Raw genomic sequence first — 10,841 nt, 5'->3', positions numbered from 1 at the left:
CGTCGATGCGGTCAATGTAGCCGAGTGGAGGGTTGCTGTGAGTGAGGAGAGGGGCTATTCGAAGCGGGCGGGGTCGCCGGCGCCGTAGCGCAGGATGACCGGCTCGTTGTCGGAGAAGTCGACGACGGTGGTCGGCTCGGTGCCGCAGTCGCCGGAGTCGATCACCGCGTCCACCGAGTGATCGAGCTCCTCCTTGATCTCCCAGCCCTGCGTCATCGGCTCCTGGTGGTCCGGCAGCAGCAGCGTGCTGGACAGCAGCGGCTCGCCGAGGTCCGCCAGCAGCGCCTGCGCGACGACATGGTCGGGAATCCGTACGCCGACGGTCTTCTTTTTCGGGTGCAGCAGCCGGCGCGGCACCTCCTTGGTGGCCGGCAGGATAAAGGTGTAACTGCCCGGCGTGGATGCCTTGATCGAGCGGAAAACCGCATTGTCGATCTGGACGAACTGGCCCAGCTGCGCGAAGTTCTGGCAGACCAACGTGAAATGGTGCCGGTCGTCCAGATGCCGGATGGTCCGGATCCGGTCCAGGCCGTCCCGGTTGCCGAGTTGGCAGCCCAGCGCGAAGCACGAGTCCGTCGGGTACGCGATGAGGCCGCCGTCGCGGACAATCGCGGTCACCTGACTGACCGCCCGCTTCTGCGGATTCTCTGGATGCATGTCGAAGTACTTCGCCATAGGGGGAGCTTAGGACTCTCCGGATTCACCCCGTCACGAGGTCGAGATCTCAGCGTGCAAGGGGCCGTTGTTATACATGATCCAGCCGCCGGTGGTCTCGAATCCGGGGTTGGCGAACTGGAAACCAATTGTCTCGAGGTTGTCGTAGCCGACGTCCACCCCGAAGTCACCGACGCCGTTAAGTTCGCAGAGCGCGAAACTGAAGGTCACGCTGCTCTGGCCCTTCAGATAATCGGTGACGTCGATGTGGTTCCAGCTGCTCTGGCTGTTGATCCACAGCGCCCAGTCGTCCATCACGTCCATCCGGGACAGCAAATGCTGGCCGCTGCTGTTCGTGATGTAAACGTCCTTCGCGTGATAGCCCTGGCCGGACGGCGTCGCGAAATACTGGTCGAAGGACCAGAAGGAAAGCTCGTAGTGTGGCGAACTTGGGTCGACTGTGACTTCTTGGGTGGCCGACGTACACATTCCCGCCGAGGTGCTGGTCTGATCGGGCAGGCTCAGTTTGAGCCGTCCCTTCCCATACATGGAAAGGTTTTTCGGTGCCACCGGGCCGGCGCTGACCGGCTGTTGGACCCCACCCCAGCGGGCCGCGATGGCGTTCCGGATGCGTACTGGCCGGTCCGCGAACCAGACGTCCTGGGACGGCAGCAACGACACGTCCGTACGGGCCAAGGTCCAGCTGTGCGGGGTCTCGAAATCCGCGTCTGGCACGGTCATCCCAGCCGTCTGGACGTTGTCGAAGCCGACATCGATCGGGAAGTCGCCGACGCCTCTGCGTTCCAGCAGCCGGAAAGTCAGAGTCGCTGAGGTTTGGCCATGCAGGAGTGGGTAGAGGGTGACGTTCGGTACGGTGGCCTGCGCCCACTGGTAGTTCGGGTCATCCTCCACATCCGACTCCCACACCACCGTGCCGTTGATCAGCGCCTGCTTGATCTGGTAACCGAAAACCGCCTGCACTCGCGCGTTTTCGTCGTAGTGATAAAAGGAAAGCTGGTACGAGCTGGCGTTCGGATCGACGGTGATCTGTTGGGATCCCTGCTCGTACGAGTCGGTAGGGGTTGGTTTGTGTCGCGGCACGACCAGGCTGAGCCGGCCGTTGCCGGACGGCGCGAGGTCGTCCGAGTTGACCTGCGGATCGTCGCTGATGGGCGCGCCGTAGTTGACGATGCCTTGAATCCGCCCGTCAGCCACGTAGGGTGCGGCCGCGTCCATCACCTGGCCGACATAGTCTTCGGTAGGCGCCAGCGGCGCGTCCAGGAATCGGCCGGCGTAGATGAGCAGCACCACAGCGAGGTGTTTGGGCGTGGTGAAGCCAAGAATGTCGTTGAGCTGCTGGGCGACCGCGGTGGAGTCCTGAGTGTCGTTGTTTCCCTCGTAGCCCAGATAGGGGAAAATGATCCCGTCCACCGCGCCGCTGATGGTGGCCAGGTCGGTCGGGTTCCTGGCGTTTCCGAGGTAGAAGGTCGAATAGAAGCCGAGATCTGGATTGATGCCGTCGGTGATCGCTCGCAGTCCGGCGAGATAGGCGGGCGTGAACAGGTCGCGGTTCTCCTGGCTGGCGAAGAAGTCGTCGATTGCCCAGGCGGTGATGTTGGGGAACTGCAGGGAAAGAGTGGCGACCGCGTTCGCCCAGCTCCGGTAGTCGATCTTGTACGGCCGCGGGCAGTTCCCATCGCCGTTGGCGATCCGCCGCTCGCATTCGGACGGCGGCGCCAAATAGACCCAGATGTTCAGGTGTGCGGCGAGCGCGGCTGGCGCGAACTCCTTGCGCAGGTCGTCCCAGTCTTTCGGGGAAACCCATACGTCGTAAAGGAAAGTGTTCAGTCCCATCGCCTTAAGGTTGGCGATGGTCGCGGGAGTATCGATATGCCGATAGCCGTCCGCTCGCGGGTTTTTCTCGTAGATCGTGGTGCCGATGGTGTTTCCGGTGCCCTTGCTGGCCCGCAGGCCGCCGGCCGGAATTCCTCGTACGGCCGACATGCGATGTTCGCCAGCGACGGTCGGCGCGGGTGCCGCCACTATCACCGCGAAGATCGCGAGGATGCCCAGAATGCTGCGAATTCTCATGTGACCGGCTCCAGTTTCCACTGCTGGCAGGTGCCCAAACCGGCACCCCAGTACGGATAGATGTCCACCGCCGGCACCGCCGCGGTCGAGCAGTTCAGCACGTCGAGGGCCTGCCCGGTGAGCCGGTGCGTGATTCTGTACGAGCCGTCGCCGACCGGGTCGAGATACCACTCCTGGCAGTCGCCGCCCCAGTACGGGTAGATGTCCACTGTGGAGTTCCGGGCACTCGCGCAGTTCAGCACTTCCAGCGCTTTTCCGCTGTTGCGGTCCGAGATCGTGTACGAGCCGTCGCCCTGATAGTCGATGAACCACTGCTGGCACCGGCCGCCGTTGTACGCGTACGTGTCGACTTTCGCGTTGTCCGCGGAGGAACAGCCGCCGACGTCGAGTGCCTTTCCGGTGTCGTGCTGCGGTGTCAACCGGTAGAAGCCGGTCGGCACCACCGCCCCGCCCGGGTCACCCGCCGGCAGCGTCTGGGATTGCCAGGATGCCGCTGGAGCACCAAAAAGCGGCGTGCCGTTGGCACTCCAGCGTACTTTCTGGACTCGCAACGAACGGTCCGCACCACAGCTTCCGTACGCGGCTCCGCCGGGTGAGGTCACCGCGTAGTAGGCGTTCCAGACCTCGCTGCCGTCCGGCGACGAGAAGTAGCTGTTCTGCCCAGGGCCGAAAACCCAGTTCGCGTCGGAACGGGCGAAAACCGGGCCAGCGGATTTCGTCCATGCGCTCGCGGAGAGCACGTCGGTGCCGGTGAAACTCAGCATGCCCAGCGCCTGGTCCGCCGAGCCGCACGAACTGGCCGCGAAGGTGACGAAGAGTTTTCCGTCGCGCTGCAGCACACTCGGACCTTCGTCGACCGCCTGCCCGACGGTCTCCCAGCTGTTGGTGGGCCGAGAAATGACCGTTGGTGTGCCGGTCAACGTCCATGCGTTGGACATCGCCGAAATCGCGAGGCCAGACGTGCCGTCGCCGAGATCTTTCGACCACAACAAGAAATGTGTGCCGCCCTGGTCGAGCACCGTGGGGTCGGTGGACAGGGCGCCGCCGGTCAGCGTGTTCTTGAAATGGTACGGCCCGAGGGGATCGGCTGATTCGAGCACCTGGAGAGCGTGATGGCTGGCCGTACCATCGTCAGCCGCGTAATAGACGTACCAGTGGTCCCCGACCTGGTGCAGCTCCGGCGCCCACAGATCGCAGCACCGTGCCGGATCGTCGGTCGCGCCGGTCCACACCACGGTCGCCGGCGCGGCCGCTAGCCCGGTGAGCGAAGCCGCCCGCGCCACCGAGATCACCGCGCCCTGGCTGTACGTCAGGTAGTAGAAGCCGCCCGCGGAGGTGACCTGTGGATCCGGCGTACTCATCCGCAGGGGGTTACGCAGCGTGTTCGGTGGCGCGAGCGCGCTGGCTGGGGATGGCGCTCCGAGGACCGCCACCAGGACGGCCAGTACCAGCGCGGCGATCTTGCTCTGCACCCGCGAGGAGGCTTTCACGCCGCTCGTTCTATCTCATTACTTCGGTGACGTAAACATGTCTCCGGGATTTCGAAGAAATTCGAGGAGGATTGCGTGTTCTGTACGTCGAACGTCCGGTTTGCCGGTGACCCGTTTCTCGGTCCGAACGTGACCGGCTTCATTGCGATTCACCGAAGAGTAAGGGCACCCTAAGTCGTTGGAGCATCGTACGAATGGCAGGTGTCAGGTGACTGACGAAACAAACGAGGTGTCCTTCGCGCTGGATCTGACCCTCGACGAGGTGCGCCGGCGGGCGGCCGTCCTGGCGGCGCTCGGCGACACCTGGGACCCGGTGACGGCCCTGCTCGAGGAAGAGCAGGCTTACGCGATGCTTTACTCCGGTCTGGACGCCGAGCAGCAGCGGATCTACGACGAACTGGTCAGCGCGGGCGTACTCCCCGATCGGCAGGTCCGCCATGATGCCGCTTGACCCCACCGCCGACATCGCCCGCCGCGCCTGGCTGCCGTGTCCCGTACGCGATCACGCCGCTGGCTGTGCCGCGTGCGCGGACGGCGAGAATTGCGCCGATCATTGGCAGTATTTGCTGGCGACCGCTGGCACGCAAGTCTTCTTACAATGCCCTGAGTGCGCGCACCTGTGGGACACGGACACCCGTTTTGATAGCCGACTACGCAAAAGTGCTTAACTAGTACGCAGACTCGAGTAGCGCTGTCGCTTCGGCGAGAGAAGGAACTCGGGGGCTGTTGCGAGTGACCGCGTCGGCCAGGGCGGTGGCGGCGATCGCGGGCAGCATTCCTCGGTCAACGTCAAGGTCGCGTAATGGCCGCACTATATCGACACCGTCAGCGATGTCGAGGGCGGCGGCGACAGGATCATCAACGCTCAAAGCAAAACCGGCGGGTTCGTACGCTTCAGGGGAGAATCTCATCACGGCGGCCAGTACCGAAGCCAGCGCGACCCCATGCGCAGTGCCGGTAAACGCCGTTATCGCGTGACCAAAGCCGTGCACGAGCCCCAGCCCGGAAATCGTCAAAGCCTGCCCAGCCAAATGGGCGCCCACCATCACCTGACCGCGGGCGTCCAGATCGGACCCATCCGCGTACGCGACTGGCAGCCAGCGACTGACCAGTCGCACGGCCTCTGCCGCGTACCCGATGGAAACGGCGTTCGCGTTGCGGGAAGCCAACGATTCCAAGCCGTGGACGAGGGCATCGATGCCGGTGGCGGCGGTGACGTGGGGTGGGAGGCGGAGAGTCAGTTCCGGGTCCAGGACAGCGATGCGGGGTTTGACCGATGAGTGTCCAATGTAGACCTTGCGGCGCCGGTGAGTGTCCTCGATGACGGCGAAGCCATTGGTTTCCGCGCCGGTGCCGGAGGTGGTGGGGATGGCGATGAGAGGCCAGCCGGGCGCGGTCCAGTCGCCAGTGGATGCGGACGGGTTCGCGGCCAGCAGAGCGATTGCCTTGGCCGCGTCCAGGACCGAGCCGCCACCGAGGGCGACGATCGCGGCGGGGCCGAAGACACGTGCGGTGGCCGCGGCAGTGTCGATGGCGGTGGTGGACGGATTGGGTCCGATCGCGTCGTAGCAGGTGTGTTCGAGACCGGCGGCGGTCAGGATTTTCAGGGCGCGGTCGACGATTCCGGTGGCACGTAGGCCCTGGTCGGTGACCAGTAAAACGCGGTGCTGAGCAGTCGAGGCGATGAAATTGGCGAGTTGGTCGAGGATGCCGGCACCGAACTCGATGCGGCCGGTGGGCTCGATACTGAAGGTGGTCATGTCAGGAGATCCGCCATCGCCCGATCGCCTCCTCGTCCAGTTCGATGCCGAGGCCGGCCGCCGCCGGAACCTCCAACTCACCGGCCGCGGTAATCGTCAAAGGCTGTGACAACAGGAAATCCCGGCGCGCCGGGGTCCACCGCGGCGGGTCGTACGGGAACTCGAAATACGGGCCGCCGCCGACGCCGGCGCTGACCTGTAGGTTGGCCAGCACGCCGACGCCGTTGGTCCAGCTGTGCGGGGTGAACTGCCGGTGCCGGAGCTGGGCCAGCTCGGCGAGCGTACGGGCGCGGAGCATGCCGACCGCGAGCACCACGTCCATTTGGTAGATGTCCAACACGTCGGTTTCCAGGTAGCGCAGGATTTCCGGCACCGAGTGCTGCATTTCGCCGCCAGCGATCCGGACCCCGGGATTCTCCGCGCGAAGCGTCCTGAAACCGTCGATGTCCGCGTACGGCAACGGTTCCTCGACCCAGAAGACGTCGAGTTCGGCGAGCCGCCGTACCAACCGCCGGGTAGCCGCGAGGTCGGTGCCGGCCGCGGTGTCGCCGGCCATCCGCCAGGACTGGTTCAAGTCGACCATCACCACGAAATCCGGGCCGAGGGCGTCCCTGACCGCGGCCACCGTCAGGACGCCTTCGGCCGCGCGGTCTCGGTCAATCCGGATTTTCATCGCGCGGAAGCCGTTTTCGCGGGCCGCGAGGGCCGACTCGACGCGTTCGGCCGGCGGTTTCAGCTCCGCACAGGAGGCGTAAACCGGCAGGGATCGCGCAGCGTTGCCGAAAAGCGTGGCGACCGGCAAGCCGGCGACCTTGCCGATGATGTCCCACAGCGCGACTTCCAGCGGCCAGTAGCAGCCACCGTGGAAATTGGCCGTCTCAATGGCTTTCACGTGCCGGACGATGTCCAGCGGGTCCTCGCCCAGAAAAAGGTTTTTGAAAGCTTCGAAACCATCCATCGTGTCGCCGGAGCCGATGCCGGTCAGGCCCTCGTCGGTGTGCACTCGTACGACGGTGGCGTCGAAATGGTCGCGGGGGACGGGATCCCAGGCCGCCCGCAGCGGCGGGTCCAGGTCCAGCCGGAGCCGGTCCAAGGTGATATCGGTGATCTTCACCCTGTCACGGCCGTGCCATCACGACGAACCAGCGCGGGAAGCGCGAAAGCCATCGGAAACCTCCAGCCAAGAGCTCGACAGCTCCGACGGTAAGAGCCGGAATTCCCGCTGGGCAAGGCTGTCGGGGGAATCGCAACGCACGTTGCGGTGGCGCCAACTCGGATCCGCGAATCACCGGGGTGAACGCGGCGTCTCCGGTGGATTACGCTTCGGGATATGACGTCGCAAGACGGTGACGCGTCCGCCATGCGGCAAGTCGGGTACGGCCTGCGGCGCGACCTGGACCTGCTGGAAGCGTTGGCGTCCGCGGAGGCGCAGCGGGCCGGCGGCCTCGGGGTGGTTCGGCTGAGCCAGTTGGCTGGCCGGGAGAAAAGCCAGGTGTCGCGGGCGTTGAAGGCGCTGGCCGATGAGGGTGTCGTCGAGCGTGACCCGGACACCCTCCACTACCGGCTCGGCTGGCGGTTGTTCTCGCTGGTCGCGCGTACGGTCGAAAACCGGCTCGTGCAAGCCGCCGAGCGGGTGATGCACGGGCTGTCCGCCGAGCTCGAAGAGACGTGCCATCTGTGCGTGTTGCGGGACAGTGAGGTGCTCACGTTGCTGTCTGTTTCCGGCCATTCTTTCCGGCTGCATGGTTGGGAGGGCCGCGGGGTGCCGGCGGCTTGTACGTCCGCGGGCCGGGTGTTATTGATGGACGCGACTCCCGATGACCTTTACGTACGGTTCGGTGCGAACAACGATCTCGCCGCCGGTTTTCCGCGGTCCGCGGCGCGTACGCTGCCGGAGTTGTGGATTCAGATCCAGAGCTGCCGGCGGGACGGTTACGCCCGGGTCTACGAGGAGTTCGAGGACGGCGTGTCCGGAGTTTCCGCGCCGGTACGGGACTTTCGTGGCCGGGTGATCGCGGCGCTGAACATCTCCGCGCCGACCGAGCGGATCGGCGACCGGTTGCACGTGGCCGGCCGGGTCACCGCGAGGGCCGCCGCGCAGGTGTCCACTCAGCTCGGCTGGGAGTCAGATCGGTCCGAGGCCTCGAAAACCTGGCCGACTTGAGGGGCAGTTTATCGCAGCAAAAGGTGCGTACTACAACAAATCGCTACCACCGAGTGTGCGAAAAGGCGACCGGCACCCGTACAATCCGGTTTCGCACCACTCATCCCGGGCTGACCAGCATGTACGGAGTGCCGATCGATGAGACTCGACGAGTTTCTGCACAACCTCGCCCCCGGCTACTACTGGCGCCGGCGGCGGTTACGGCAGCTCCTGATCGGCTCCGGCGTTCTCGCCGCGGCCGGAGTCGTCGGCTTCGGTGCGTACGCGCTCACCTCGTCCGGTCACCCGCCGGTCAGTCAGCAACCTGCTGCGCAGGCTCCGATCAGCACGCCCGCGACGCCAGGCCCAACCCCTTCGGCGGTTCCTTCGCCGACACCTGGTGCGCTGCCGCCGGACAGTCAGACCGGCCGTACGCAGACGGTCGCCAACGCTCCGATCGCTGCCCCAGGCGGACACGTTGGTGCAGGTCAAGCGGCATCTCCACCGCGCAGTAGCCGGCCGGCGCCGCCGCCAGCGAAGCCCGCGCCAGTCAAGCCCGCGCCGCCGTCCCGGCCGCGGCCGGGTCCGCCCACCTTCGACCCGTTCCCACCGCCGGGCAGCTGGCCAGGCGGCGGTGGCCATGGCCCCGGCCGGCACCGCTTCGGATCTGGCGGTCCCCGGCACGGCAGTCACGGCCACGGCTGTTAGGTCACCGTAGGGCGCCCGCGGTCATGCCTTCGGTGATGCGCCGCTGGAAGATGACATAGACCAGCAGGACCGGCACCATCGAGATGACCAGCCCGGCGAAAAGGCCGCTGAAGTCGCTGCGATAGCCACGGTTGACGCTGAGGTTGGCCAGGCCCTGCGCGATCACGAATTTGTTCGGGTCGGTGGTGAGCACCAGCGGCAGCAGATATTCGTTCCACATGCCCAAAAAGTTGAAGATACCAATGCTGATCAAGCCAGGTTTGGCCAGCGGCAGCATCACCCGAAAGAATGCGCCCCAATGCGAGCAGCCGTCGAGTAGGGCGGCTTCGACGAGGGTGGACGGTTGGGTACGAAAGAAGGCGCAGAGAAAGAAAATCGAGAACGACATCGACTGGGTGGCGTAAACCAGGATGAGGCCTTGGTACGTGTTAAGCAGGCCGAGATTCTTCACGACGAAGAAAAGGGGGACCAGCGCGAGGAAAACCGGGAAGAGCATGCCGCCGACGAAAATGTAGTAGACGACCCGGTTGCCTGGGAAGGAGAACCGGGCAAGCACGTACGCGACCATGGACGACAGCAACAAGGTCAGCGCCACCCCGCCCAGTACGACAATCACGCTGTTGACGAAATAGCTGCCGATATTGGCCTGGTCCCAGGCGCGTACGAAGTTCTCGAACCGCCATCGGGCCGGCAGCGTCCACGGGCTGGTGAAGATCTCCGGGTCGGATTTCAGCGCGGACAGTACGCTCCAGAGCAGCGGGACGGTCACCATGACGGCCCAGATCACCAGAAATCCGTGCGATGCGATCGTCAGACCGCCGCCGATGGGACGCGGGCGTTTGCTCTGTCCACTGTGGTCGGTGGTCAGCGTGGGGGTGTCGCTGCGGGTGGGCAGCCTGAGGGTCATGGCGCGCTCCGCTTCAGTATTCCACCCGCTCGCGCCGGGATAGCCGGAACGCGATCACGGTCAGGAGCAGGGTGAGGACGAACATGGCCACGCCGATTGCCGACGCATAGCCGAATTTGCTGTAGGTGAAAGCATTGTCGAAGAGATAGAGCGCGACGACCTCGGTGGAGTTGTCTGGGCCGCCCGGACCGACGGTGAGGATTTGTACGAGCGCGAAGGTGTCCAATGCGCCGATCACCAGGTGCACCAACGCGACCTGGATGGCGTCCCAGATCAGCGGGATCGTCATGTGCACGAAGGTCTGCATCCGGTTGGCGCCATCGAGCAGGCACGACTCGTAGAGCTCGCGGGGCACCGATCCCATCGCCGCGGTGAAAAGAACGACGTAGAAACCCACGCTGGCCCACACCGAGACGCCCAGCACAGCCGCCAGCGCGGTTTTGCTGTCACCGAGCCAGACCTGTTTGGCGCCGGACAGCCCGATCGCGGACAGGAAGCCGTTCAGCAGGCCGTTTTTCGGCTCGTAGATGAACTGCCAGAGCACCGCGATGACCGTCACCGAGAGCACGCTGGGAAAGAAGTAGACGACCTGGTAGAACCGGCCACCGGCGACGCCGCGGATGCCGGCGCGATGTTTGCGGCCACGCCCGCTGCCGCCGAAGTTGATCATCGATGAGAAGAACAGCGCCAGCACGATCACGATGATCGGGATCGAGATCAGCAGGAAGAGGTTGTTCTTCAACGCGATCCAGAAAATCGGGTCCTGGACGAGCCGGACGAAGTTGGCCAGCCCGACGAAGTTCGCCCGCGAGGTGAAGCCCTGCCAGTCGGTCAGCGCGATGTAGAAGGCCTGCGCGTACGGGGACAGCACGAAAATCGCGTAGAGAACGAACGGCAGCGCGAGGAAACTCAGGATGAATCTGTACTTGCCGTAGCGCACCCGGCCGCCCTCCATCCACAATCGGTGTCTTATAGAAACCTCCGGCAGACACGGGCGCCACCATAACCGGTGATTGCTCGTAGACCATTGCTCTGCCCAGTGGTCGCACGCCCGTGCCAGCGTCCTGCGCGAATGCCGTGGTCAGAGT

10 protein-coding genes are annotated in these 10,841 nt (G+C 64.8%); 3 read left to right on the top strand and 7 right to left on the bottom strand.

Annotated features, from left to right (window positions below):
• Positions 1-54 precede the first annotated feature (54 nt).
• From ABD301_RS37610 to ABD301_RS37600, 3 genes are read right to left on the bottom strand one after another with little or no spacing between them, the layout of a single operon-like run.
• Positions 55-675 (bottom strand): L-threonylcarbamoyladenylate synthase, encoded by a 621-nt coding sequence (locus ABD301_RS37610; RefSeq protein WP_344314873.1) that lies wholly within the window; start codon positions 673-675, stop codon positions 55-57.
• A 33-nt stretch (positions 676-708) separates the two neighbouring features.
• Positions 709-2,745 (bottom strand): hypothetical protein, encoded by a 2,037-nt coding sequence (locus ABD301_RS37605; RefSeq protein ID WP_344314872.1) that lies wholly within the window; start codon positions 2,743-2,745, stop codon positions 709-711.
• Positions 2,742-4,235: a family 43 glycosylhydrolase gene (locus ABD301_RS37600; RefSeq protein WP_344314871.1), complete on the bottom strand. Its 1,494-nt coding sequence runs from the start codon at positions 4,233-4,235 to the stop codon at positions 2,742-2,744. The genes ABD301_RS37605 and ABD301_RS37600 overlap by 4 nt, the downstream gene beginning before the upstream one ends.
• A 208-nt stretch (positions 4,236-4,443) precedes the next feature.
• Between ABD301_RS37600 and ABD301_RS37595 the strand changes: the two genes are divergently transcribed.
• Complete coding sequence (locus ABD301_RS37595; RefSeq protein ID WP_163568469.1) at positions 4,444-4,686, top strand: DUF6400 family protein; 243 nt, start codon at positions 4,444-4,446, stop codon at positions 4,684-4,686.
• A gap of 217 nt (positions 4,687-4,903) precedes the next feature.
• Here the strand turns inward: ABD301_RS37595 and ABD301_RS37590 are convergent, their stop codons facing one another.
• The gene (locus ABD301_RS37590) at positions 4,904-5,995 is read right to left on the bottom strand and encodes an iron-containing alcohol dehydrogenase family protein (RefSeq protein ID WP_344314870.1); all 1,092 of its coding nucleotides are present in this window, start codon (positions 5,993-5,995) and stop codon (positions 4,904-4,906) included.
• A 1-nt stretch (position 5,996) separates the two neighbouring features.
• Positions 5,997-7,109 (bottom strand): mandelate racemase/muconate lactonizing enzyme family protein, encoded by a 1,113-nt coding sequence (locus ABD301_RS37585; RefSeq protein WP_163568471.1) that lies wholly within the window; start codon positions 7,107-7,109, stop codon positions 5,997-5,999.
• Between the two features lie 216 nt (positions 7,110-7,325).
• On the opposite strand from ABD301_RS37585, the gene ABD301_RS37580 reads away from it, so the two are divergent.
• A complete protein-coding gene (locus ABD301_RS37580; protein WP_344314869.1) occupies positions 7,326-8,159 on the top strand; it encodes an IclR family transcriptional regulator in 834 nt (277 codons plus the stop codon).
• A gap of 138 nt (positions 8,160-8,297) precedes the next feature.
• Positions 8,298-8,846 carry a hypothetical protein gene (locus tag ABD301_RS37575; RefSeq protein WP_163568472.1) on the top strand — a complete coding sequence of 183 codons (549 nt, stop codon included), beginning with the start codon at positions 8,298-8,300 and terminating at the stop codon, positions 8,844-8,846.
• A gap of 1 nt (position 8,847) precedes the next feature.
• Here the strand turns inward: ABD301_RS37575 and ABD301_RS37570 are convergent, their stop codons facing one another.
• Both ABD301_RS37570 and ABD301_RS37565 read right to left on the bottom strand, forming a co-directional pair.
• Positions 8,848-9,753 carry a carbohydrate ABC transporter permease gene (locus ABD301_RS37570; protein ID WP_163568473.1) on the bottom strand — a complete coding sequence of 302 codons (906 nt, stop codon included), beginning with the start codon at positions 9,751-9,753 and terminating at the stop codon, positions 8,848-8,850.
• Between the two features lie 13 nt (positions 9,754-9,766).
• A complete protein-coding gene (locus tag ABD301_RS37565) occupies positions 9,767-10,693 on the bottom strand; it encodes a carbohydrate ABC transporter permease (RefSeq protein WP_344314868.1) in 927 nt (308 codons plus the stop codon).
• Positions 10,694-10,841 lie beyond the last annotated feature (148 nt).

This window comes from Fodinicola feengrottensis (assembly GCF_039530045.1).
Lineage (GTDB): Bacteria > Actinomycetota > Actinomycetes > Mycobacteriales > HKI-0501 > Fodinicola > Fodinicola feengrottensis.
Note: the sequence above shows the minus strand (reverse complement) of the source record. Positions and strands in the feature narration are given on the sequence as shown.

Excerpts from the sequence above, each read along its gene's own strand:
- ABD301_RS37580 (WP_344314869.1), top strand. The coding sequence starts at position 7,326 with ATGACGTCGCAAGACGGTGACGCGTCCGCCATGCGGCAAGTCGGGTAC.
- ABD301_RS37610 (WP_344314873.1), bottom strand. The coding sequence starts at position 675 with ATGGCGAAGTACTTCGACATGCATCCAGAGAATCCGCAGAAGCGGGCG.
- ABD301_RS37590 (WP_344314870.1), bottom strand. The coding sequence starts at position 5,995 with ATGACCACCTTCAGTATCGAGCCCACCGGCCGCATCGAGTTCGGTGCC.
- ABD301_RS37605 (WP_344314872.1), bottom strand. The coding sequence starts at position 2,745 with ATGAGAATTCGCAGCATTCTGGGCATCCTCGCGATCTTCGCGGTGATA.
- ABD301_RS37575 (WP_163568472.1), top strand. The coding sequence starts at position 8,298 with ATGAGACTCGACGAGTTTCTGCACAACCTCGCCCCCGGCTACTACTGG.
- ABD301_RS37570 (WP_163568473.1), bottom strand. The coding sequence starts at position 9,753 with ATGACCCTCAGGCTGCCCACCCGCAGCGACACCCCCACGCTGACCACC.